Below are 25,542 nucleotides of genomic sequence, written 5' to 3'. Positions count from 1 at the left end.
TTTTGAGTAGTTATTTACACAGGAAAATGCAACCCGATTTCCAAAGCCCAAATAATTAATGAAGAATTGCAAAATCACGTGCAAAAACTAATGCAATTTCACCAACAAAAAAAGAGCAAATTCCATTTCGGAAAATGCTCACCCTTCTTCAACTAACGTTCCCGTTAATTTAAATCAAATCACTTTCTTTTTATCCATTCGCAAAACTTGCTTATCCCAAAAGCAAGACCAAACAATCCCAAACCAAATAAAAGACCTCCAATTAAGTAAGGCGTGAATATTAAAATCACAAAACCAGAATCACCTGGCATTACTTGAGGTATTAAAAAATAATATAATACTCCAAAAATAATAACAGTTAAAGTAGTAATCAAGACTTTCATCGCATTGTTCATCTTATTAAAACACGGACAAATTGCACACTCATTTATCATTACGCAACCTCCCCTATACTTAAAAATTGCATGAAGTAACACCACCCGCTACTCCAATAACAACTATGGGATTTAAAGGACCTGCCCATTAGTTTAAATGCGTTCTTCCACAAATTTTACATTTATTTTAACATAAAAAATACAATTACCTTCTTGTTTTTAAAAAATCAGCATCGCAAATAAGATTTAAATCCACATAGGAAATAGTACATTGACAACAGCTATTAACATTGTGCTATTTGCTTTGTGAATTTGTGTAATAACTCAAGTGTTAATACCCAATAATCGTTAGTTGAATGAACCCTAAACCCCTTACTTCCTATTTCCTAATAAAAACACCGTTTTTATGTCTCTACTATGTGCATTCACAATAAACTCGTAACACTTTCCACCCCTTCAACCCGCTTTCCACCGTCGCCTTTCATAATAAAGTCGTAACACAAACCCCGATTTTTACCGATTTTGTTTCAAAAAATGTGTCATGACTTTATTCACACACACAATAAACTCGTAACACAAAAACGCCTGAGAAACGCAGGACATCAACCTTTTATCCCTTATCTCTCAGACGTCTGTTTCAACTTTATTCTCACGAATTAGCCGATTTGTTATGACTTTTTTATAAATGTTACAACTTTATTGTTGGGTTACATTTTCAACGTCAACTTCGCCACAGACTCAACATGATAAGTTTGCGGAAACATATCAACAGGTTGCATTTCTTCGACTTGGTAGCCGTTTTTAGTAAGGTATTTCATGTCTCGGGCTTGGGTTTCTGGGTTGCACGAGACGTAAATAACTCGACTCGGCTTTAGTTTAACGACGCTTGATAAAAATGCTTCGTCACTTCCTGTTCGTGGTGGGTCTAGGATAACGACGTCTGCTTGGTCACCATGTGCAGCCATTTGAGTCATGAATTCGCCTGCGTCTCCTTGGTAAAAACGTGCGTTTTGGATGCCGTTACGCTTGGAGTTCCGAATCGCATCACGCACGGCGTCTTTATTTGACTCCACACCGATGACACGACCGGCCTGCTGACTTGCGACGAGGCCAATTGTCCCGATACCGCAGTAAGCATCAATCACCGTTTCTTCGCCTGTTAATCCAGCCATTTCGATCGCTTTGCCGTATAGTTTTTCCGTTTGCTCCGGATTAATTTGATAGAATGACTTCGATGAAATCTCAAACTTCAAACCGCACAATTCGTCGGTAATCGTTCCTTTACCAAACAAGACTTTCTCTTGATCACCAAGGACCATACTCGTGTTTTTATCATTTACGTTTAACAAAATCGTCGATATCTCAGGGTGTTCTTTGCGTAGAGCTTTAACGAAATTGTTTTTACCTTTAAACATTTGTGTTCCTGCGATTAGAACGACCATGATTTCGCCTGTCTTCTTACCGACTTTCACTAAAACGTGGCGTAAAAACCCGCGTCCCGTGTCCTCATTATAAGGCTCCATCTTAAATGACTTCATCATGCCTTTGATCGTGCCCACGATCTCATCGGCTTTCGGATCGTGAATCAAACACTCTTCCATCGGGATAATCTGGTGACTGTTTTGGGCGTACAAGCCACCAATAATCTGGCGTTTCCGGTTCATACCGAATGTTGTATGACTCTTATTACGATAATCATACGGGTGATCCATGGTCATAATAGCGTTCGGCTTACCAAACGGCTTCATAAGCGCATTAACCACATCTTGCTTAAAGTGCCCTTGCGCACGGTTACTCATATGCTGAAGCTGGCAACCACCACAATCATAATAATAGGGACAAGATGGTTTCACCCGACTATCAGCGGATTCAAGAATACGTTTAACACTAGCATTCACGAACCGATCCTTTTTCGTGACATAAATTTCAGCCGTTTCGCCAGGGAGTAAATAAGGCACTTCCAACTGCTTACCTTCCCATTCAGCGATTCCTTTTCCATCATTCGTAAAGCCAGTGCACGTCACTTTCGCCGTTTGTCCTTTTTGCGGTGATTTGTCACGCGGTTTTACATTCCCATGCTTAGCATCTTTGGGTTTCGTTTGATTATAACCCGATTGTTTCTGTTGCTTTTTATGATTTTGTTGCTTTTTACGTTTACTCATAGTCACGACCTAACTTTCTTTTTACCTTTGATCTTTTATTATAGCTTATCCCACTTACACAGTAAAATGAGAGCATAATCAACAAATAATTACTCCAGTTATTCAAAGGACTAGACAATAAGAAATGCAATATCGAATAACTCTCTCCCCTTTTCAACTAGCACTCTATATTAGCAAGATCAATTTAGACAAATTTACACATTAAAATATCATCCACATATTCATCCTCATTGAGCTTGAATTCTTTAACTTTTCTGCCTTCCTCAATAAAGCCCATATCTTTATATAACGCAATTGCTTTTTGATTTGTTAAAAAAACACCCAAGGAAACTTTCTCGATAGATTGATGTTGTTCAGCCCAATCCAACAAATGTTTTATCAATAATTTTCCAACCCCCATACTTCTAAAATCTTTCTTCACCATCATTCCAATTGATCCAGTGTGGGAAAGCCTTACTCTGTTTGATGAAAAAAACACGATCCAACCTAATATCGTACCTTGATATACTGCAACCAACATTGTTTCTTTATCGTTTTTTAAAACCTTTTCTACCCAGTCTCTTTGCTGTTCTACTGTCTTATTAAATTCCTCTGATACAGTTGTTAAAAACTTTCCTTCCAAAACCACTTCTTCTTGTATGTGTAATATCCCTGAGGCATCTTCTATTTTTGCTTGTCGAATAACAACATCTTCCCTTATCAACATTACCACTCCATAATTATCACTTTAATCTTGAAAGGTCCTATTTAAAATTAGTGCTTCTCCACCATTACTGCTAAATTTTCAAACAACTTTATTTAACTTATTTTACTATATAAATATTAATCCTATTGTATTCTTTTCTATTATTCACATAGTTTAAACTACATTTTCATAGATAAAGCGCCTCTTTAAAGATACAAATCACTCTTTTATCCAAAACCAAATAACCAAGAGACAAAACTTTTTAATTGGCATTTCATTAAAAATTGAATATACTAGTAAACACATCAGAATTAAGGGAGTTTTTCAATATGGCTCAAAAAATATACGTCATCCATGAAAACGCAGAATGGTCAGAACCCCTCTTCGAAGCACTCGACGCATTAGGCGTGCCTTATGAAGATTGGTTCATAGACCAAGGATCAATTGATTTGTCCGAAGCGCCACCTGAAGGCATTTTCTATAATCGTATGAGCGCATCATCACATACCCGCTCACACCGATATGCACCCGAATTCACTTCAGCAGTGCTCGCTTGGCTAGAAGAACATGATCGTGTCGTCTTAAATGGTAGCCACGCACTCGACTTAGAAATTAACAAAGCAAGACAATATAGCGCTTTGCAAAAAGCAGGCATTCGCACACCGAAAACGATCGTTACTACTGGCAAAGATCAATTGATCGAATCAGCGAAACAGATGGAAGCGCCGTTCATTACGAAACATAATCGTGCTGGAAAAGGGCTTGGTGTGCAACTATTTTATAGCATCGAAGGCTTAAAACAATACGTATACTCAGACGATTTCGAAGAGCCAATCGATGGCATCACATTACTGCAACAATATATTGAATCACCGGATTCATCGATCACACGGTGTGAATTTATTAATGGCCAGTTTTTCTACGCGGTCAATGTCGACACATCAGAAGGCTTCGAATTATGCCCAGCTGATGCTTGCTCGATTGAAGACCAATTTTGCATGACAACCGAGAATACGCGGGATAAATTTCAAATCATCACAGACTTTGATGATCCAATCATTACGCAATACGAGCAGTTTTTAAAGCAAAATAACATTACATTTGCCGGAATTGAATTCATTCGTGATGAAGCTGGATACCTGTACACATATGACGTCAACACAAATACCAACTACAATTCAGACGCTGAAGCTAAAGTCGAACAATTCGGTATGCAAGAAATTGCCAACACACTTGCACATTACCTCAATCAGCAAACAAAAGACGCACAACACGCCGGATAAATAAACAAAATCGCACTGAGGACTTGATCCTAGGTGCGATTTTCTATATCTATGTCGAACATATACCAAAGTTCTACTTATATTCCGATCTAAATTGTATTAACGATCAACCCCGAACTAACTCACGAAACGCCTCATCAGGATTCTGATGCACCGACGTTAAATCACTATAAGATCCTTCAAAAACGATTTTTCCATCATGTAGTAAGAAGACACGGCAGTCGACATGCCCTAGTTCTTGTAACGTATGTGTTGACATGACAACGTATTGACCAGAACTTCTAGCAACAGATTCCAACCGATTTAACACGTTTAACCGCGAGTCGGGATCAACACCTGATGTCGGTTCATCAAATATGTATAGCTTCCGATCTAGTGCACACATCGCCGTCACCATCAACCATCTTCTTTCGCCGAGTGACATATCACCAAGCTTCAAATGCCATAAGTGTTCAGAAAGTGATCGCTCTCTTTCATTCATCCCATTGAAGAAGACAGGATTCTGCACGTCAAATGGTCTCGAGGCCGTCTTCAAAAATAATCGCACCAAATCTTTGCCTTTCAATGCATTCAGGAACGGCACACCTTGGACTTGATAAGCTATTTCAGACTTCTTCACCCATTCGCTCAATTCACCAGCATTTGGTTTTAGCGAACCAGCCATAATATTAAACAACGTCGTCTTACCCGAACCATTCAAACCTAGCACGACATTTAATTGATCAGGTTTTAATTTCACATTTACATTGTCTAGAATCTTTCTCCCGCCCTCTTGATACCGAAAATCCATATTTACGATTTCCACACCAACACCTCCTATTGTCGAATCGTCCTGGATTCTAAATTCGCAAGTTTAATAGTTACTAGGCCAATGATCATATATATGCAACCTACGATGACCAGGGTCAACACATTCGTTACATCCACAACATCAGAAATAATAACCGCTTCAGCTACGCGCAAAATAAACTCAGCCGGATTAATTAGAAACAACGGAGATTGCACCCCAACCATATCGCTCGTTAGATACATTAAAACGATGGTAAGCAAACTAAACGCCGGCGCAATCGAATCCTCCTTAAATGGTAAGGTCATGATCCACGAAAAGAACAGCACTACTGGAATAAAGGTCACAGCAATCAAGAGTAAACTATTCATAATCAACATGAATGGATTCATTTGAAATAGCAAAGCAACGACTAAATTGAACACGATCATCGATACAATCAGAAACAACAAGTTCGCTAAACCTTTTCCGAAAATAATTGAACGCTTTGACCCTGCAATAAAACTAAACATCTTCATAAACCCCTCTTCACGCATCATAAAAAGGGAAACAGCTGTATTAATCACCGCGGAAATTAAAATCATGAGGCTCCAAAAAAAGGCCAATACCAAGTAGGCTTCTTGCTCTTGAGGTCGATTAACAAACCAATCATTATAATTAATAAAGAAAAAAATTAACGGAATGAAGACGACCCAAAATAAAATCATCTTATTATAAACATTTTCTTTTAAAAACAAAATAAAAAATTCATACGTACGGTTCATGTAACCTTCCTTCACAATAATTTATTAAAATAATAGCTCAGTATTCTAAAGATCTATAGATAAAAGTAAGTTCACAATCATTAGATAAAACCATCTCATAACAACCACGTTTTTAATCGTGTTAAATTTTTTTCTAAAAATGAAGCATTTTCTTCAATCCCCCGCCGCTTACACCATCCAATGCTATTAAAAGCATCCGTAAACCGATAGAAAGGTAAAACTTGATCTAAGTCAACCAATGGTCTAATGCTCTTATAACCTTCCTGGAATGCACTATATAAGCTTTCATCATAACTTAAAAAATCACGATAAAGCTTTGTAAAATCAATTTCTGTGGAACCAAACCTTGCACTTTCGAAATCGATCACACCTGTGACTTCATCTTGATCAAAAATTATATTTGCTGGACGAAAATCCATATGTATGAAACTTGGTCCATCAGGAAGGGGAAGACCGTGTTTCATATCTTCAAATCTCTCAACAGCCAGTTTATATAAACGTTCATCCAGAATCTCTCTAACATCTTCAGCGAAACTATAAAATTGTTGTTCGACAAAATGAGACCAGTTCGAGAATTGATTTTGCATACCAACTAACTTTTGGTCTATTGGTGGACGAAGTGAATGCATTCTAGCCTGAAGAACTCCCACTTGATATGCTATTTTTGGTGTAGCATTAGATGTTAATGGCCTCCCCTTTAATTCAGATAATACAAAAGCACCTGGACATTCTGCATCACCTGACCAATAATCCTTCATTTCCGGAATCGAGACCTCACCTTTTAATAGCTCATAAGCATCTAACTCTCGCTGAAACTTCAATTTTGTAAAAGGAATTTTCAAATAAACATTGTTACCATTAGACAAATTGCATTTATAGACTGTTGAGCTACGGGAATCTTCAACTTCATTAATCGATAAAACGTTCAAATCAAATTGATGAATGACACGCTTTAACATCCTAACCCCCCCTATCAAAACTCATTATTACTCTAAATGTAGAATAATAATTTAAATCTATATTACCATAAAAAACCAAAAATACAGCGCCTCATCATCAAATATTTTCAAGATTAGAACTAATACAACATTTCCAACGTCTTAATAACCTACTAAACTCGAATTAACATAAAAATAGGAGTTAGAAATAAAATTTCTAACTCCTACTTTGCGAACTTTACTACCCCAGCCAGTTTTTTATTAAATGTTTAAAAGAGTGAATATCTCATTCTATCAACCTATTACTGACTGATCGCGTCGTATGATTGAACTAAACCATTACCATAGTAATCTGAGTTACCTAAATCTTCTGCTGTTGTTTGTAGTAACGAGCGTAATTCAACATTCGTCAGACCTGGTTTTGCTTCCCAAACTTGTGCTGCAACACCAGCAACATGTGGTGAAGCCATTGATGTACCATCTAATGAATCATAACCATTACCTGGAACAGTACTTTGCACGCCAACGCCTGGAGCCGCTAATTCAACGTCTGGACCATGACTAGAGAAGCTTGCACGATTATTATTCTGATCAACAGCTGCTACGGCAATAACCGAATCATATTTTGCTGGGTAACCAACTGTGTCACCCCAGCCCCATGAGTTACCACTATTACCAGCTGCAGCTACAACTAATAAACCTTCTGAGTATGCCATATCTGAGTACTCTTCTAGAATTGATGAGCTTGAAGAACCACCTAAACTCATATTGATAACGTCCATATCGTTTTGAATAGCCCACTCAATTCCTTCTGCAATCCCAGCATAGGAGCCACTTCCATCATCATCTAACACCTTAACAGCATGTAATGATGCATCTGGAGCAACGCCAACAACACCTGTATTGTTATCGTTCGCACCAATCGTTCCTGCGACATGAGTGCCGTGTCCTTGTCCATCAGCATAAGGTGAATCACCAAACACTGAATGGCCACTTGATACATTTAAATCTTCATGTGACCGATCGATTCCAGTATCTAGAACCGCAACATCAACACCTGCTCCTGTGTAACCATTATTTTGTGATGTATCACCTTCTACATGAGGTACTCCCCAAGGTGTATCTTGAGCGTATGCTTCTGCTTCTGCATTTTCTTCAACAAATTTAATCTGGGGATGATTACTTAATCCATTTGCTTGTCCTTCAGTTAGTTCCAAATGATAGACTGGTAACAAATCAAATTCATGCAAGACCTTATCCTCATCAACACCGAAAGCATTAAGCAAACCTTTCTTAGCCGGGCCATCAAACTGCACCAAGTATTCGTCAGTGCTTTGACCATTACCTTCTTCAGCGAACACCGTATGCATTGGCACTAAAAATAACACCAGCATACTTACGACAACAATTAACTTCTTCACAATCATGTCCCCTTTCCAAATTTTTTGTTATGACTTTTACATCATAACTTTGATTCGCACCACTAACTCCTACACAACATCTGCATGTATAACTTGATTATTCGATGGCTTGCTTTTTCAATTACAAAATAGTAGACTACGTTTGGTTACTTGATTGATAACTTGTTAGCTGAGATTTAAATTGATCAACAATGAGTTATGAAGAAGTTAATGAGTGTTAAAGTTACACTATCACAGACAAAAAAATGATGCGTTTAGAATCACGCATCATGTCACTCAATTATATTTGAAATCCTACTAATTGCTTTCATAAACTAATTAAATATAAAAATAGTAATAATTTATGTCTTTTTTTGTCAAGTTATGTCGAAACTACTAACACTCTTGTAATTTATTCAATTGGTTATCTACTTTTTCCACAAACTTCTCGTGGTCAATCACACCGAACAAACTTTTAGCATTCATAAAACACGTCCGCGCTTCCTCAAGATTATTCAACGATTTATAACAATGCCCCTGAATAAAATAAGACTCACCTAATCCATGAAAAGTGTAATGTCTCTTGCACAATCGAATAGCTTCATCACAACATGCTAAACTTTTATTAATCTGATTTTGTATAAAGTAGACTCTTCCTAAATTATATAATAAACCTGTCTCTAATTTAGTTTCATACAATGGCATTAGCCTTAAGTTGCTTAAGGCTGTTTCATATGAATCAATCGCCAATAAATACTCTTCTTTTTCAGCATATATATTACCTATATTAGATAATATATGCACTTCTCTTTCAGAAGCTGTTTTATTGGTCGTTTTGGCTAATTTCAACGCATCTTGTAGCACCGACAAGGCTTGGTCAAGATTATTTTCGACGTAACGAATCGCAATCGCTTTATGCCAAAGTAAGAATTGATGAAAATGTGCCACCTCCATCAATGGACTATTCTCCTCCGCTTTAACCAAATTCATAAGTGACTGAAAATCTTTAGTTTCAACTAGCACTCTGGCTTGCCGTTCAACTTCCATTATATAATCAAATCTCTCATTATTAGATGCAAACAAAATATAGTCCACATCAACACCGAGTCTCTCTGCTAGCTGATATAAAATATACGAAGCTACATTTTTATTCCCTGATTCAACTTGGCTAATGTAAGCCTGTGTACAGATCCCTTCTGATAATTCCTTTTGTGATAGGCCATAATAGTTTCTAAGATCTTTAATTTTTTCCCCAATCCGTTGTTCGTCCATCCGTGTTTCCTCCTCAGTATTAAAATATAACTATTTTTATATTTTGTGATATCTGTGTTAGATAATCGTATTAAATACACTAAATTATTTGACTATTGCTTATATTTAGTTAATACTGATATTTTTATAATGTTATATAATTTATTTATATATGACAAGGAGGGTTTACCATGAAAAAAGTTTTTTATCTCTTATTCAGTCTTTCTTTAATCGTTTCATTTTCTTCAACGTACTCAGCTGGTGACTTATCAGCTAGTGATTCAACAAGCTTGGGTGACAACTACGTTACGACCAGCGGAGAAATTGAAGATGATTTAGGTACTATTGATTAGCATGAAGTCATAGTCACAATTTTTCAGTACCGAATAACAGGAAACATTTATGAATTTACCAGTTGATTCATTTTATTATGATGTACAGAATCATGTGAGATCGAAAACATGGTTCTGTACTTTTTTATTAATTTTGGAACAATGGTGAGCTAACTAATTAACAGACTTTTTAATACTTATGAAGTGAGACCTTGAGGATAGGTGTTTCGAATTATGAATGTAGTCTATCATACAATTATCATAATCATACTCAAAAATATTCCATTAATCAACTCATGTCGAATCACTTGAGTTTCATTAAATTAAAAATGCAATATGGAAATCTAAGAATAATTAAGCCGTGATTATGTTGCATGGACTGGATTTCTGGATACTAAAAATAAATATAGTTAATTTTTTGAATTATTTGACTTTAATTGGTTTTACTCTTAGGATTGGAGTAACTAACACTACATTCAGTGGTACATTGAAATTCGGTCAAAGTAATATCTATTGAGAAAGGAGGGATTGGTTATGAAAAAAGGATTAATATTCCTATCAATCTTGACTTTGTTTATTTTACCAGCTTGTGATGGTAAAAATGATTTATCTGGAAAAACGTTTGCGATTAGTCACAAAGCAATAAGTCTGATCCCACCAGATGTATCTAGAGAAGAGATTGATGATGATGATTGGTATAAAACTTTTCTGACATTAGAATTTTTGAATGAAAATGAATTCACAAGTACTCAACTTGGAAAAGGCACATATGAATTGGATCGTGATGATAAGGAATTTACAATTCGTTTTGAAAACAACAATGAACACTTAGAAATTGGTTTTAACTTGGAAGAAAGCAAAAAAGACTTTAGTAAGTATTCTGCAGAAATTAATAATCTTGATTTTCAACCGCCAGATGATAATGAAGTAAGCCATTTTCAAAAATTTTATATGAATATAAATTTAGCTATGGAAAATGAGTATGAATTTATAAGAGAATAACAAAAACCCCTTTCACTCTATTCAAAGATGAACAAGTGAGAGGGGTTGCATTTTAGAACCAGTTAAGTGGTTCTGGTTTCGTATTTTGGAGGATGTGTTTTGTTTCAGTATATTCTTCTAAACCGAGCTTACCTAGTTCACGACCAATACCTGATTGTTTATAGCCACCCCATGGTGCGTGTGGGAAGTAAACGTTGAATTCGTTAATCCAAACGGTACCCATGCGCATTTTGGCAGCACAGCGTTCAGCTTTGGCGACATCATTTGTGAATACGCCACCCGCAAGGCCGTAAATCGAGTCATTTGCGAGTTGTACGGCTTCTTCTTCTCGTGTGAATTTCTCAACAGTAATAATCGGACCGAACGCTTCTTCTTGAACGATTTCCATATCTGTTGTGCAGTCCGTGAAAATCGTCGGCAAGTAGAAGAAGCCGTCTTGTAATTCAGGATCGTCTGGACGACTACCGCCAACAGCTAATGTTGCACCTTCTTTAATGCCTGTCTCAACGTATTTCTCGACTTTTGCAAGATGTTCTGCTGAGATCAGTGGTCCCATTTGTGTATTTTCATCAAAACCGCTTCCGAGTTTGAATTGCTTCACGCGTTCTACAAGGGCTTCGACTAGATCGTCGTGAATGCTTTCTTCGACAATCAGGCGCGTACCCGCTGAACAAATTTGACCCGCGTGGAAAAAGACGCCGTTTAATGCTTGATCAACCGCTAGTTCAAAATCAGCATCAGCAAAAATAACATTCGGATTTTTCCCGCCTAGTTCAAGCGCTAAGTTCTTCGCATTCGTGCTTGCAGCTTGCATAATCTTCTTACCTGTCACAATACCGCCTGTAAATGAAATCAAGTCGACATCATGATTCGTTGATAGCTCAGCACCTGCATCATGACCAGCACCAAGGATAAGGTTAACAACGCCTTTCGGTACACCCGCTTCTTCCATCAATTCAAATGTTTTAAGCGTTGTCAGTGGTGTAATTTCACTTGGCTTCATGATCAGTGTATTACCCGCTACTAAGGCTGGTGCTAGCTTCCATGACGCTTGAAGTAATGGGTAATTCCACGGCGTAATCTGACCACAGACACCGACTGGTTCATGAACAACTTTACTAATCGAGTTCGGTAGTGGTGATTCGATGATTTCGCCACCGTTTTTGTCCGCGATTTCCGCGTAATAGTGAAATACGCCTGCGATGTCATCCATGTCGCCACGGCTTTCTTCTACTGTTTTTCCTGTATCTAATGATTCTAAGCGCGCTAGTTCTTCACGGTCACGCTCGATGAAGTCAGCGATTTCACGCACGATCTTACCACGTTCTGTCGCTGGCATTGTCGCCCAATCACCTTGGTCGAACGCTTCACGTGCAGCTGCGATCGCTGCTTGTGCATCGGTTTCATCGCCTTCTGGAACAGTTGCGACGACTTCTTGGTTATACGGGTTAATGATGTCACGCGTTTTACCAGACTTCGCGTCGACCCATTCCCCGTTAATGTATTGTTTCTGTTTTAACGTCATTATGATCAACTCCTATTGGTTAAGGTTTAATATAACATCAAGACGCTGTCAATCAATTAACAGCGTCTTGTCAAAATTTTAAGCTTCAACTGCCCCTGCATCTTTCGGATCGACACCGTGACGGTAATATGGTAGATTTTCAGCTTCTAACGGTTTCTTACCACGGATTAAGTCAGCTGCTTTCTCTGCCAACATTAACACTGGTGCGTGGATATTACCATTTGTGACGTATGGCATAGCTGATGCGTCCACGACACGTAGATTGTCTAAGCCATGAACTTTCATCGTTTTCGGATCGACAACGGCCATTGGATCTGATTCAGGACCCATTTTTGCTGTACATGATGGGTGTAAAGCTGTTTCCGCATCTTTTGCCACCCAATCTAAAATTTCGTCGTCTGTTTGTACATCTGGTCCAGGTGAAATTTCACCACCATTATACTTAGCCATCGCTGGTTGTGACATAATCTTACGTGTTATACGGACCGCTTCAATCCACTCACGACGATCCTGCTCTGTTGAAAGATAATTGTAAACCATGCTTGGATGTTGTTTCGGATCTTTCGAACGGATCTTAAGTGAACCGCGTGCATCCGAATACATCGGACCAACGTGAACTTGAAAACCATGATCCGCTTCAGCCTTTTGACCATCATAACGAACCGCAAGCGGTAGGAAATGATACATCAAGTTCGGATAATCTACTTCTTCGTTCGAACGAATAAAGCCGCCACCTTCAAAGTGGTTCGTTGCAGCTGGTCCTTTACGACCGAAAATCCACTGCAAGCCAATCCAAGGCATTTTCGCTTTATTTAAATTCGGCTGCTCTGAAACAGGCTCTGGACATTCATATTGAATATACGCTTCTAAGTGGTCTTGTAAGTTTTCACCGACACCTGGCAAGTGAACAATTGGATCAACACCAACTGAGCGTAAATGCTCTGCATCGCCGACACCTGATAGTTGAAGTAACTGCGGTGTATTAATCGCACCACCTGATAAAATCACTTCACCTGCTTCAACATAATGCGTTTTCCCGTTTCGCTTATACGTTAACCCTTGCGCACGACGGCCACTGAAGTCAATATGTTGCACGAACGACCGCGTTTTAACCGTTAAGTTTTTGCGTTTCATTGCTGGACGTAAATACGCACGTGACGCTGACATACGGCGGCCGTTACTGACGTGTTTATCAAACGGGCCGAACCCTTCTTGGCGATACCCGTTAACGTCTGGTGTCCGGTTATAACCCGCTTCAACTGCTGAATCGAAAAACGCTTTAAACAATGGATTTTTCGCCGGGCCGCGCGTTAGGGTGAACGGACCATCATGGCCACGATACGGATCATCTTTATCCGCTGCTACCGTATTTTCTAAACGTTTGAAATAAGGAAGGCAATGAGCATAATCCCATTCATCCATTCCTTCATCAGAACCCCAACGCTCATAGTCCATTGGGTTACCACGTTGATAGATCATACCATTAATTGAACTTGATCCACCTAATACTTTACCACGAGCGTGCGAAATACGACGACCACCCATGTAAGGCTCTGGATCTGATTCATACTTCCAATCATATAGACTCTTACCAGCCGGGAATGGTAACGCAGCCGGCATTTGAATTAATAGGTCCCACGCATAGTCACTACGACCTGCTTCTAATACCAAAACACTATTCTTATCATCTTCACTCAGACGGTTTGCCATAATCGAGCCAGCACTACCAGCTCCAACTACGACGTAATCATATCTTTCTGTCATATGAAAACCTCCTAGATTATTTAACTAACATCAGAGTAACGATGAATGACATTTAATATCACTAAAGGGGAGTTGTTTTAATGAAAAAATGATTCACCCATCGTTACGTTAATTTTGTTAAATTATTTTTTAACGAATTTAACAATTTTAATTTAACACACTCTGAGGAGGTTGTAAACTCTATTAGCCACCTTATTAAAACAAACTTATTGTTCGCACTATTTTACGTCCTTAAGTTGTTGAAAAATAAAAAGGTTCACAACCACCTTGTTAGCGGCTGTGAACCTTTTGTTGAATGATATGCTAATAGTTTTGAACGAATGTCTACTATTAAATTGGTTCTGTTAAAGTTTAATGTTGATATTACTTAATTAATAGGGGTTTACCCAAATTGGAAACCCCTATTTTTCAGTATGGACTATCAAATGTGATTTTTTTACTTGGGTAAACATTGGCAAACCAACGTAATACACCATTATGATGGTTTATAATTTGTTGGGCAGTAATATCTTGTGAATCCCAAGTGCTGTGTGTATCTGATGCTAAAGTGACCTTATATTCCATGCTAAAAGCTCTCCTACAAGTTGTATCAACGCACGCTTCTGTTTGAATCCCCGCAATTACTAAATGTTCAATCCCTTGTTTTTTCAGTTCGTCATCTAAAGAAGTATTAAAAAATGAATCAGGAGTAGTTTTTTGAATGATTACATCTTGAGTGTTTGGAGTAATTTTAGGATGAATCTCCCAACCCTTTGTGTCATACTCTAAAGGTTTCCCAGCAGGTGCATTATGCTGTATATAAAAAATTGGTGTCTTAGTAGAGCGTGCTTGAGAGATTAAATCATTTAAATTTTGAAGTAACCTATCCCCTTGATATACAACATTACCTTCTTGAAACATTCCATTTTGAACGTCTATAATTAGAAGTGCTTTCTCCATTATTCCCCCCCCCCTATGAGAAATAATATTTATGATTGTTGTGCTAGCAAGTTCCCTTTAAATAAGGAATAATTTTTATATAGTGAACTAAGATAACCTAAGTGTATCATGCTTTTCTAAGTTTTGTATCAAATTCCCTTTAATCATCAAGTCATTTATAGAGACTTCTTTTCTCTGATGGCGAATGCTTTTAATTCTTGAAACCAAGTAAGGTATTTGTTCAAATATTTGGTGGGAACTCCGTTAAATCGTTGTATCCACCCTTTAAGCCTACGATCGTAATTGTTGACGTTTTGGATGTGATAAAGTCCCTTTGTAAGAACTTTACCATCAGGCTTAAGCAGAATTCGCATAGAGCATCCTTTTACAAAGAAAAAACTATATATAATTACGGCTAAAGATGTGATGAATGTCAGCAGTGGGCCTAGTAATATTGCTCCTTAAATTTCGCAATAATAAAAAGAACCCAAAAACTAACAAACCTAACAATGATCCAGCTACAAGCACAGAACACAACCAACCTCCTCCATCATCCCTAGTTTTCAACATTTAACAGGAAACCCTCCAATAATATCTAATAATGTTGAAAGAGCCAAAACATGTTACATATAAAATGCAACTGGATCTGCATTATTAACCGGCTTAGGTCATAAAAAGCAAAAGACGATGCTTTTGATTTAAGCTATCTACACTACTTTTAAACATCAATATTTTTCAATTCAAAAGGAGGGTGATTATTGAAGAATATAATTAGGATCGGTGGATTATCAGAAGTGTTAATTTCAATAACAGCAATACTGTTAGCTATTGTGGATGATTCTTATACGTTTGGTAATTTTGGTATACTAGCTATATTGGGAAGCATCTTGGGAATTGTGGGTTCTTTTAAAACACAAAACAACGGAAATGGAAATGGGTTTCTGATTGTATCTGGAATTGCATTAGGTGTGTATGGAGTTTGGATTTTTTAGATAGTCCCTGCTACATTAATGTTATTACCTTATTTATGGATATTGTATAAAAAGAATAAAAGTAAAACGTTTTAACTAAGAACATTGCTTGAATAAAAAATATGACGAGAAGTCTGAAAAACGGGATTAAAAGCGGAGAAAAATAACTTAAGTAGTCCAGTTCTAGAGTACAAATAATGAAAATGTATTATTAAATGAGCATTAAATTACATAACAATTTGATGTTCATTTTCATTGTTATATCAATGTTCGTTTATATTTTGATTTGTTATTTATACAGGAAATGTAGCCAAATTAGCAAAGTCAAAATAATTAACGAAGACCTACAAAAAAGAAAATTCCTTATTGGAAATCGCTCACTTTTCCTCAAGTACTGCCACCATTTAGAATAAGAACGTTAACAAGTTTTTTTATAATAAATAAGTGTTGCATTATCGTTTATCTTTTTACTAACTCCCGTTTTGTTATAGCCCATTTTTTCATATAAATAACAATTTCTATCATCTTCTAAAATTGTAGCTAACTCCCAAGTAATTGCTTGAGGAAACAGTTCTTCGATTAATGTTATAGCCTTCTGGGCTACTCCTTTCCCTTGATAAGAAGGTAGAATAAACATCGGGCTTATCCAGAATTGTAAGTTTTCCCTCCATAAAATGCAGATAGCACCTACAAGTTTGTTATCAGCTAATATCTTATAAAAACCACCATCAGGATTATTTATTCTCGTAATCACTCTTTCAACAGGTTCATATGCTGGGTTAGTTTCATAGTCTTTATACTTATGCAAAAGTGGCATAAAAGCTTTAACTTGAATGTCAAAAATAGACTGTGCATCTTTATCAGTTGCTTTCTCTAACCTTACCTCCATAACCGCACCCACTTAATTAATTTAGTTTTTTCATTTCAGTCTAAAATTTCATATGCAAAAAAATAGTCCATTTAAGAGGGCAAATTGCAATTTTCACTCCAAAACTGAACTACTTATCAAATAACTAAGATCTTTTCTGTTTATCCCGGAAAATTTCGTTCTTTATCGTTTTAATCGTCAAAGCTAGTATTTTATTCTTCATCAACCCGAGTAAAATCGCGAACTTTAAACACACCATCGATAAAGTCTAAAGTCAATTCAGTTAATTGAGTGCTGCCGTTACGGAAACTAAATTCGTAGTAAATAGTTGTCGCAAAAAGTTCTTCTTGGCCATTTTCACCCTCGTCACTGTATGCAATAGCTTCATCTATATTAACCGTTTCAAGCTCTTGATCTTCAATAGCTTGAGATGAGGCCTCATTCAAATGTTTTCCAATTTGTTCATACACCTCTTCCTTCGTTTCGGCGTCATTGGAATATGAATCTAAATACATCTCAATCGATTCTTCGCTAATATAATCAGCGACAATCGTTTGATCTTCTTGTTCTACAAACAAACTGAGGATTGTTTTTTGTAATTCGTCTAATGCTTTTAGCTGTTCATCATTAAGAAAATCACGGTATTTGTCTTCTACTTCATGCTCGTACGTTAATGTCTCAAACTCTTCATGCCCTGTTTCTTGTCGGTCACTCACTTGATCATTTGCCATTTCGTCCGCTTCACCTGTATCATTTGTACAAGCAAACAATAAAGATGTACTTAACATGAGGAAAAAAGTTATAAACAGTTGTTTCATGCATTTGTTCCCTCCCATTTAAATGGGGAATAGCACTTAAAGAAGAAGTTTACTTTAATTGAACAGTTACCAATAAAAGTAGCACGGATTGATTGAACTGACAGCTTTTTAACTTAAATTTATTTACTTTCAGTTGCACACTTTTGCACTTTTATTTTGCATTGCACAAGTGTCTTGCTCTTGGTCTTCTTCCTCTCTAACCAATTCCTCATCCATTCCATTGAGAAATTTTTCGTATTCGGACAAAGTCCCCCCCTCCCTTTTTAACCATATTTTATAGTCAGTGTAATTTATACAATCTAACAACAGAATTTTTATTTTAAAAATCTAACATAGAAAATAAACTTTTCCTATTAACACAAATAACAAAAATAACGATAGGTATTAGAAACCATAAATAATCAGTAACAATTTTTAAAATATACATTATGGATTCTAATAAAAATTGATTAATTTCCACTTTGGGCATCTAACCACCTCCTCATTGTATCATTCTACAAATTTCCACCAATTCCTTCCATACTATCTCTTATATTTTCTGCTAGTTTCCATGGTTTATAAATTATGTTTTTATGAAAAATACAGGATCTACAACTGCCCTTTGTTTAGGGATAATCGGTGACGAAAGATATCGTATTTATACAATGATTTTTTGAAATTTCTATCACACAATTGCAAATTTAAGGTAGTATTTAATTGTAACTGAATTTAATATTTCATTCTGCTTTTTCAACTAACTGAGGTGTTTGTTTAATCAAACAATCTGGCTTGAATGAGACAAACATTAACAGCGTATTAACCTTTGAATTATATTATGAAATGGGGAATTATGGTGAAAATTTTTGATGCACATTTTCATATTATTGATTTTGACTTTCCAATTATAGAAAACCAAGGGTATACTCCCCCGAGCTATGTTGTATCAGATTATCAACATGAAACTACTAATTTAAATGTGCAGGGCGGGGCAATTGTATCTGGTTCTTTCCAAGGGTTTGACCAAGACTACTTGTTGAATGCACTTAAACAAATGGGTCCGACATATTGTGGTGTAACGCAATTACCGTTTGATGTGACAGATGAAGAAATCATAGACCTACATAACAAAGGAGTCAGAGCACTACGATTTAACATTAAACGAGGTGGTTCAGAGGATTTATCAAAACTCGACTATTTTGCAAGAAGGGTTTATGACTTAGTTGGTTGGCATAGTGAGCTTTATATTGATGCAAAAGAGTTACCTAGTATTGCATCGACTATTGAAAGATTACCTGCTATTTCTATTGACCATTTAGGGTTATCAGAAGAAGGGTTAACACCTCTGTTGAAATTAGTTGATAAAGGTGTACGTGTCAAAGCAACAGGTTTTGGGCGAGTAGATCTAAATGTTGAAAATGCTCTAAAAGCTATATATAAAGTAAATCCCGATTCACTTATGTTTGGTACAGATTTGCCATCAACAAGAGCAAAGAGACCTTTCGAATATGCTGATATTGAACTAATTCAACGATCATTTGACGAACGTGCTACTGAAAAGATTTTTTACACTAACGCGTTCGAATGGTATTTCAAGTAATTCTATTCACATTATGTTCCAATCTTAAATAAGTTTTAATCGGATAATATACCCTCCCTAAGTTATCTTGGGCTAGATTAGATACTCCTTCATCTGTATAATTTCATCTTCCAGATAAGGAATAAATAGGGGCACTTTAGGGTTCTGTAGAAGTAAACTTGAACTTTGAGGACTGCAGGTTGAATACAAACATCACTAATGTAACTACTAGCATCATTAATGTTCCAATAATAACAACTAATTTTATTGAAATTAATTGAGCTGCAAACCCAAATAGAGCAGTCACAACAATTATAAGAAAAGCCTCGATTAAACCATAAACACTTCCAACCCTCCCCATAACTTCAACAGGAATATTATTCTGATAGAAAGTATGGAAACCAGCATTGGCAAATGCAAGGAAGAACGATAATACGAAAAAACCTATAGCAGCAACTATAAATGTACTAGAGAATGCGTAAATAATATATCCCACTGACACAAGTAAAGTTCCAAAACCTAAAAGCATAGAAGTCGTGAATTTTTTTGCGAAAACAGCATTAACTGAGGCTCCTACAGCAATGCCTGCACCAGCTATACTAACTAAAAACCCGTATTTGCTATCCGTTAATGAAAGTACTTCTTTAGCAAAAGCCGCCTCTAGGGAATCAATGGCGGTTGCCATTACCATCATACAGCCAAAAAGCAAGTATATAGTCATAGTAAATACATGGGCCTTACTGAAGCTGGATACAACTTGCCAATCTCTTTTTAGCAAATTTAAACTAAATTTACTTTCCTCAATATCTGCTGCTCTACCTTTTTCTAAGTTCGGCATTATGGTAGTTATTAATCCCGATATAAATATCGCAATGGCAGTCATATATATTGCGAAAAAAGGAGTACCATTCATAAACATTAATCCTGCTATCGCCGGACCAATTAAAAAACCTCCAGAGTCTATCAAGCTTCTTAATGAATTAAAACGTCTCCTTTGGTCTCTAGGAATAAGTTTAGTTATGTAAGTCATTGAGGTTGGTTCAAACATTGAACTGGCCATGTTAATAATAAAAACTAAACTGTATATTGCCCACACTGTCGGAAGTATAGGCAATATGGCTATAAAAAATGCTCGGAACACATCAAGTCCTATCATTAAGTTTCTTTTATTCAACCTATCTATTACACTACCAGCCCACCCATTTGTAAAAAGTGTTGCCAATGGCTTTAAAATATAAAGGATTGACACAGCAAGTGGAGAACCAGTCATATCAAGTACAATAAGATTTAATGCAATTAAGTAAATCCAATCACCCACATTGGAAACACCTATTCCAAATAATAAAATTGAAGGGTATTTCCAGCTCTCTAATAGACTTTTGGGTTTCATAACTAAACTCCTTCTTCAATAACTTAATTATTTCTTCTTTATAAAATAAAAAACTCGTCCCTAAGACATTCTCATGTCTTAGGGACGAGTCATCGCGGTGCCACCCCAGTTTATTAATTAATTATAATTAACCTTTACTGATACAATTAAATGTATCTACTTTATAACGGAAGCTACCGTCACGCTATCACATAACCTGATCCAACGTGATGCTCTAAGGTTTGATTCAATAATCAATTCTTACTCCTTTTCAGCAAACGGAGCTCTCTGTGAAGAATTTAAATACCTACTGTCCTCTTCATTGCATAAATATGAAATTTTCAATATTTGATTATAAATATTACCAAATATATCTAAAGTAATCAATACAACTTATATAACTAGATTTGAAATTCATCGATTAACCTTAGAATGTGCTCATTATTGAGGCTCTTAAGTCGTTCGAAGTTGGACGGTCTATCGGCAACAAAGATGATCTCTATGACAAAACCGTTGCTCAGTACACGTTTAAGTAATCCTAATAGCCTTTGTCGGGGGACACCTTGAATCGATGGATTACTTAACACCTACAGAGTTCAAGTCAAAAACTGTAGCGTTTTTGTCTATTTTTTGTTAACTAATGTAACAAGTCATGAAAATAATATGCACCATTCTTCTATATTAAGTCACCTTCAAAATTCTATTCTAGATAAGAAGTTTGATTATAATTAATTATTTTCCACTCATCTTCAATATAATGAAAATTACTAAAACAAGCATTGTTAAGTCTTGTCTTACCCGATTTCTAAAATGTAAGGCTATTTGTAATACAAATAGTATAAATATAATAAGGGAATTTCAAGATGATTAACATTTATATGGTAAAATAAGTTAAAGAGTGTTATTCAACTTACAAAGCAGTTTAGTTTAAGAAGGAAAATTATACTTTAGTAGAGAAGGGATAATTTACAGATTTTCAATTAGAAAAGGAATGTGATCCCGTGAAATATATATTGGACAGAAGTTATGCATATGAGCTTATTGAGTGGGCATATAACCAAAACCCAGGACCGTGGTTTAAACATTCGGTGAATGTTGCAAAAGCGACTGAAAATATTTTAATTGAATTAAATAAAAACGGATATGATTTTGACGTTGATTTAGGTTACAATGCGGCTCTCTTACACGATATAGGTAGGTATAAAGGATTTACCAAATCTGTTATTCATTCGATGGCTACATTTTTTTCAAGGATTTAGGCTTTACTGGCAATGCAATTGTTTGTGTTACTCATTCATTTCCTTGTATGAATGAACATATAGAAGAAGCAGCTGATTGGGGCCTTGTCCCTGAACATATGAAGTTAAAGTTGGTTGAGATTCTTAATGAGAACAGCACATATGATATTTATAATAAAGTAATCACTTTGTGCGATGCTCTTGCTGATTCCGAGGGCTTTACTACACTTGAGAAAAGATTAATATCGGTTGGATTACGGCATGGAACAACTATACATACTTCGCTTCACTGGAAAGGATTTTACAAAATTAAAAATGAACTAGAAGGGCTACTCAATAAAAGCATATACAAACTTCTCCCAGGTGTAGAAGATTCAATATATACAAGTACAGATCATTAATTATCCGAGGCAATTTTTAATTCGAAGATACATTATTTTGATAAAGGTTGTGTAGATATTAAAGCGATTATTTTTGATTTTGATGGTACACTTGCTGATACTTTGCCAGTTTGTTTTTATGCATTTCAATCTGTATTTAAGGACTTTGACAACAAAGAGGTAACACCAAATGAAATAAAGGCTATGTTCGGACCATCTGAGACTGAAATCATCAGAGAAAATCTTATGGATTCAAATCATGACAAAGCAATTGAATTATATTATGAGAAGTATAGTGAAAAACACCAAGAACTTGTTCCTAAGAATGAGGAGATTAACGATTTACTCCTGTTTTTAAAAAGAGAAGGTTATAAATTGGGGATTGTAACAGGAAAAGCTTGCAGAAGTTTATTTATCTCTTTAGATTGCCTTAATATGAAAAACTTATTTGATGTGATAATCACTGGTGATGATGTTTCTACACCTAAACCTCATCCAGAAGGATTGGAAAAGGCATTGGCACAGCTTAATATAGATAACACCGATACTATATTTTTAGGAGATAGTGACGCTGATATTTTGGCTGGTAAACAAGCTAACATACATACTATCGGAGTACAGTGGTTACCAAACTATCAGACATTAGAGTTTGGTGTTCAACCAGATCAAATGTTAAGTAACATAAATGAATTCGTACAAGCGCTAAAAATTACAGGTGTGAACAACGGTAAAGGTATGTAAACAAATTAGATTTATTCAAGTAACGTGGGCGTTAGTTGAATAGCCTTCTGCAATAGAAATCAACCATTCTTTGTCTTTTTCATTTTTTGTGAATAGATATTTATAACTTTGCTTGTCGGAACTTCTCCACTTTAATACATAATCTTTATCTTTTGAAATCCAAACCATGTCAGCTATTTTATCGTTTTCAATCTTCTCCGAAGGTCTATTATCAAACCATGATGATGCAATCATAAACGTAATGCTATGACTTTCCTTTTCGTAAAACACTTTAGTTTCTGGGTGTGTAAAGCCATCATGATCATACGTTATTTTTTTAATTACATATCCCTTTGGCATTGCAGGCGTTTTAAATTCACCAATTTCTTGTTCTGCATCTTCCTTCTTTTCAAATGTAAGATGTTGATCCCCGCTACATGCACCGAAAATAACAAATGAAAATAACAGTAGTATTTTAATTACCTTCACTTTATCCCCCACTTCCGGTTCTCACCTCTCCTTCAATTCTACTCTCTAGTTAATTGAAAGACGTTCCTCAACTTATTTTACTATATATGTTATTATCATAAAAATTTCTCAAGTAATTATACAACTCACATATCAAATCATCATACATTTTCATACGCAAAAAGTAGTTCAATTAGGGGTGCAAAATTACAATTTGCACCCCTAAACTGAACTACTTACCTACAGTATTTTTTACTTTTCTCTTACTTTTAATTATTAGGTCATAAACCTTGGTTTGTATAGGTTTATTCGTCTTCCTTACATCATGCCTGGCATGCCGCCCCCCATGCCGCTCATGTCTGGTGCGCCGCCACCGTCATTCTCGCTTGGAATGTCAGCTACGACCGCTTCAGTTGATAGGAACATAGCGGCTACGGATGATGCATTTTGTAGGGCTGAACGGGTTACCTTCGTTGGGTCAACGACGCCGTTATCAACCATGTTCATCCATTCGCCTGTTGCAGCGTTGAACCCGACGCCAATGTCTTGACCTTTCAGACGTTCAACGACGATTGAACCTTCTAGACCTGCGTTGTGTGCAATTTGGCGAACTGGTTCTTCTAGTGCACGAAGTACGATGCTTGCGCCTGTTGCTTCGTCACCTTCTAAGTCAAGATCAGCGACTTTGCTGTGGATGTTAACAAAGGCTGTTCCACCACCAGCTACGATGCCTTCTTCAACAGCTGCACGTGTTGAGTTAAGCGCGTCTTCAATACGTAGTTTCTTCTCTTTCATTTCTGTTTCAGTTGCAGAACCGACTTTAACGACTGCAACGCCACCTGCTAGTTTTGCTAGGCGTTCTTGTAGTTTTTCTTTATCGAAATCAGAAGTTGTTTCTTCTAATTGAGCGCGTAATTGGTTAACACGAGCTGCTAGTTTATCGTTATCACCAGCACCTTCAACGATTGTCGTATTATCTTTCGTAATAACGACTTTCGAAGCACGACCCAATTGATCGATTGTTGCGCTCTTCAGATCGAAACCTAAGTCTTCTGTGATGACTTCAGCGCCTGTTAGGGTTGCAATGTCTTCAAGCATTGCCTTACGGCGGTCACCGAATCCTGGTGCTTTTACAGCAACGGCATTAAATGTGCCACGTAGTTTGTTCACAACCAATGTCGCAAGTGCTTCACCTTCAACGTCATCTGCAATGATAAGTACTGGCTTGCTTTGTTGAACCACTTGTTCTAAGACTGGAAGTACTTCTTGAATGTTTTGGATTTTCTTATCTGTGATGAGGATGTACGGATCTTCTAATTCCGCTTCCATTTTATCTTGATCAGTCACCATGTAAGGAGATGCATAACCACGATCGAACTGCATACCTTCAACGACTTCTAATTCTGTATTAAAACCTTTTGATTCTTCGATCGTAATAACACCGTCGTTACCCACACGTTCCATTGCTTCAGCAATGAGTGAACCGACTTCTTCGTCACTAGCTGAAATCGAAGCAACTTGTGAAATTGACTCGCGACCTTCGATTGGGTTTGAAATTTTCGCTAGTTCAGCCGTCGCTAGTTCAGTCGCTTTTTCGATACCACGACGAATGCCAACTGGGTTCGCACCTGATGTTACGTTTTTCAGACCTTCACGGATCATTGCTTGCGCAAGAACGGTCGCAGTTGTTGTACCGTCACCTGCGATTTCGTTTGTTTTCGAAGCTACTTCTGAAACGAGTTGTGCACCCATGTTTTCGAAGTGATCTTCTAATTCAATTTCTTTAGCGATTGTGACACCATCGTTAGTAATAAGTGGTGAACCGAATTGTTTGTCGAGTACAACATTACGTCCTTTTGGTCCTAATGTCACTTTCACAGCGTTTGCTAATGTATCAACACCGTTAAGCATTGAGTTACGTGCGTTTTCACTAAACTTAATTTCTTTAGCCATGATCATAACCTCCTTAA

22 protein-coding genes, 2 pseudogenes and 1 other annotated feature are annotated in these 25,542 nt (G+C 36.7%); of the genes and pseudogenes, 7 read left to right on the top strand and 17 right to left on the bottom strand.

What is annotated here, in order from left to right; all coding sequences use genetic code 11:
• Positions 1-179: 179 nt before the first annotated feature.
• The 3 genes from J2S77_RS13135 to J2S77_RS13125 form a co-directional block, all read right to left on the bottom strand.
• Positions 180-383, bottom strand: coding sequence for a hypothetical protein (locus J2S77_RS13135; RefSeq protein ID WP_306978065.1), 204 nt, complete (start codon positions 381-383; stop codon positions 180-182).
• Positions 384-1,081: 698 nt separating this feature from the next.
• Positions 1,082-2,536 carry a 23S rRNA (uracil(1939)-C(5))-methyltransferase RlmD gene (gene rlmD, locus J2S77_RS13130; RefSeq protein ID WP_306978064.1) on the bottom strand — a complete coding sequence of 485 codons (1,455 nt, stop codon included), beginning with the start codon at positions 2,534-2,536 and terminating at the stop codon, positions 1,082-1,084.
• 184 nt (positions 2,537-2,720) lie between these two features.
• Complete coding sequence (locus J2S77_RS13125; protein ID WP_306978062.1) at positions 2,721-3,242, bottom strand: GNAT family N-acetyltransferase; 522 nt, start codon at positions 3,240-3,242, stop codon at positions 2,721-2,723.
• 308 nt (positions 3,243-3,550) lie between these two features.
• On the opposite strand from J2S77_RS13125, the gene J2S77_RS13120 reads away from it, so the two are divergent.
• Positions 3,551-4,504 (top strand): ATP-grasp domain-containing protein, encoded by a 954-nt coding sequence (locus tag J2S77_RS13120; protein WP_306978060.1) that lies wholly within the window; start codon positions 3,551-3,553, stop codon positions 4,502-4,504.
• Between the two features lie 106 nt (positions 4,505-4,610).
• On the opposite strand, the gene J2S77_RS13115 is transcribed toward J2S77_RS13120, so the two are convergent.
• The 5 genes from J2S77_RS13115 to J2S77_RS13095 form a co-directional block, all read right to left on the bottom strand.
• Positions 4,611-5,309, bottom strand: coding sequence for an ATP-binding cassette domain-containing protein (locus J2S77_RS13115; protein WP_306978058.1), 699 nt, complete (start codon positions 5,307-5,309; stop codon positions 4,611-4,613).
• An 11-nt stretch (positions 5,310-5,320) separates the two neighbouring features.
• A complete protein-coding gene (locus tag J2S77_RS13110; RefSeq protein ID WP_306978056.1) occupies positions 5,321-6,055 on the bottom strand; it encodes a hypothetical protein in 735 nt (244 codons plus the stop codon).
• 95 nt (positions 6,056-6,150) lie between these two features.
• Complete coding sequence (locus J2S77_RS13105) at positions 6,151-7,014, bottom strand: phosphotransferase family protein (RefSeq protein WP_306978055.1); 864 nt, start codon at positions 7,012-7,014, stop codon at positions 6,151-6,153.
• A gap of 281 nt (positions 7,015-7,295) precedes the next feature.
• Positions 7,296-8,420, bottom strand: coding sequence for a S8 family peptidase (locus J2S77_RS13100; protein WP_306978053.1), 1,125 nt, complete (start codon positions 8,418-8,420; stop codon positions 7,296-7,298).
• A 369-nt stretch (positions 8,421-8,789) separates the two neighbouring features.
• Positions 8,790-9,665: a helix-turn-helix domain-containing protein gene (locus J2S77_RS13095; protein WP_306978052.1), complete on the bottom strand. Its 876-nt coding sequence runs from the start codon at positions 9,663-9,665 to the stop codon at positions 8,790-8,792.
• 170 nt (positions 9,666-9,835) lie between these two features.
• Here J2S77_RS13095 and J2S77_RS13090 point away from each other — a divergent pair, with 170 nt between their 5' ends.
• Both J2S77_RS13090 and J2S77_RS13085 read left to right on the top strand, forming a co-directional pair.
• Entirely contained in the window at positions 9,836-9,997 is a 162-nt protein-coding gene (locus J2S77_RS13090) for a hypothetical protein (protein WP_306978050.1), read from the top strand.
• A 513-nt stretch (positions 9,998-10,510) separates the two neighbouring features.
• On the top strand, positions 10,511-10,978 hold the full coding sequence (locus J2S77_RS13085) for a hypothetical protein (protein WP_306978049.1): 468 nt from the start codon (positions 10,511-10,513) through the stop codon (positions 10,976-10,978).
• Positions 10,979-11,030: 52 nt separating this feature from the next.
• On the opposite strand, the gene betB is transcribed toward J2S77_RS13085, so the two are convergent.
• The 4 genes and pseudogenes from betB to J2S77_RS13065 form a co-directional block, all read right to left on the bottom strand.
• Positions 11,031-12,503 (bottom strand): betaine-aldehyde dehydrogenase, encoded by a 1,473-nt coding sequence (gene betB, locus J2S77_RS13080; protein WP_306978048.1) that lies wholly within the window; start codon positions 12,501-12,503, stop codon positions 11,031-11,033.
• Positions 12,504-12,581: 78 nt separating this feature from the next.
• Positions 12,582-14,267 (bottom strand): choline dehydrogenase, encoded by a 1,686-nt coding sequence (betA, locus tag J2S77_RS13075; RefSeq protein ID WP_306978047.1) that lies wholly within the window; start codon positions 14,265-14,267, stop codon positions 12,582-12,584.
• A gap of 408 nt (positions 14,268-14,675) precedes the next feature.
• Positions 14,676-15,206, bottom strand: coding sequence for a cysteine hydrolase family protein (locus tag J2S77_RS13070; RefSeq protein ID WP_306978044.1), 531 nt, complete (start codon positions 15,204-15,206; stop codon positions 14,676-14,678).
• Between the two features lie 87 nt (positions 15,207-15,293).
• A pseudogene (locus J2S77_RS13065) lies at positions 15,294-15,544 on the bottom strand (IS1595 family transposase); the annotation flags it as partial.
• A gap of 399 nt (positions 15,545-15,943) precedes the next feature.
• On the opposite strand from J2S77_RS13065, the gene J2S77_RS13060 reads away from it, so the two are divergent.
• Positions 15,944-16,177, top strand: a complete 234-nt coding sequence (locus tag J2S77_RS13060; protein ID WP_306978043.1) for a hypothetical protein — start codon at positions 15,944-15,946, stop codon at positions 16,175-16,177.
• Positions 16,178-16,574: 397 nt separating this feature from the next.
• On the opposite strand, the gene J2S77_RS13055 is transcribed toward J2S77_RS13060, so the two are convergent.
• Together J2S77_RS13055 and J2S77_RS13050 are read right to left on the bottom strand one after the other, a co-directional pair.
• The gene (locus tag J2S77_RS13055; protein WP_306978042.1) at positions 16,575-17,045 is read right to left on the bottom strand and encodes a GNAT family N-acetyltransferase; all 471 of its coding nucleotides are present in this window, start codon (positions 17,043-17,045) and stop codon (positions 16,575-16,577) included.
• Between the two features lie 191 nt (positions 17,046-17,236).
• Positions 17,237-17,842 carry a hypothetical protein gene (locus J2S77_RS13050; protein ID WP_306978041.1) on the bottom strand — a complete coding sequence of 202 codons (606 nt, stop codon included), beginning with the start codon at positions 17,840-17,842 and terminating at the stop codon, positions 17,237-17,239.
• Between the two features lie 832 nt (positions 17,843-18,674).
• On the opposite strand from J2S77_RS13050, the gene J2S77_RS13045 reads away from it, so the two are divergent.
• On the top strand, positions 18,675-19,418 hold the full coding sequence (locus tag J2S77_RS13045; protein WP_306978039.1) for an amidohydrolase family protein: 744 nt from the start codon (positions 18,675-18,677) through the stop codon (positions 19,416-19,418).
• A 136-nt stretch (positions 19,419-19,554) separates the two neighbouring features.
• Here J2S77_RS13045 and J2S77_RS13040 read toward each other — a convergent pair whose 3' ends face one another.
• The gene (locus tag J2S77_RS13040) at positions 19,555-20,787 is read right to left on the bottom strand and encodes an MFS transporter (RefSeq protein WP_306978037.1); all 1,233 of its coding nucleotides are present in this window, start codon (positions 20,785-20,787) and stop codon (positions 19,555-19,557) included.
• A gap of 77 nt (positions 20,788-20,864) precedes the next feature.
• Positions 20,865-21,098 (bottom strand) — a binding site (T-box leader).
• A gap of 669 nt (positions 21,099-21,767) precedes the next feature.
• Here J2S77_RS13040 and J2S77_RS13035 point away from each other — a divergent pair.
• Both J2S77_RS13035 and J2S77_RS13030 read left to right on the top strand, forming a co-directional pair.
• Positions 21,768-22,405: pseudogene (locus J2S77_RS13035) on the top strand (HD domain-containing protein).
• Positions 22,406-22,462: 57 nt separating this feature from the next.
• On the top strand, positions 22,463-23,125 hold the full coding sequence (locus J2S77_RS13030) for an HAD family hydrolase (RefSeq protein ID WP_306978078.1): 663 nt from the start codon (positions 22,463-22,465) through the stop codon (positions 23,123-23,125).
• A gap of 15 nt (positions 23,126-23,140) precedes the next feature.
• On the opposite strand, the gene J2S77_RS13025 is transcribed toward J2S77_RS13030, so the two are convergent.
• Positions 23,141-23,605 carry a hypothetical protein gene (locus J2S77_RS13025; protein WP_306978035.1) on the bottom strand — a complete coding sequence of 155 codons (465 nt, stop codon included), beginning with the start codon at positions 23,603-23,605 and terminating at the stop codon, positions 23,141-23,143.
• Positions 23,606-23,890: 285 nt separating this feature from the next.
• Positions 23,891-25,525: a chaperonin GroEL gene (gene groL / locus J2S77_RS13020; RefSeq protein WP_306978033.1), complete on the bottom strand. Its 1,635-nt coding sequence runs from the start codon at positions 25,523-25,525 to the stop codon at positions 23,891-23,893.
• Positions 25,526-25,542: the final 17 nt, after the last annotated feature.

Source organism: Alkalibacillus salilacus, from assembly GCF_030812915.1.
In the GTDB taxonomy this organism is placed as follows: Bacteria; Bacillota; Bacilli; order Bacillales; family Alkalibacillaceae; genus Alkalibacillus; species Alkalibacillus salilacus.
The sequence above is the reverse complement of the archived record's forward strand: the minus strand, read 5'-3'. Positions and strand labels throughout refer to the sequence as shown.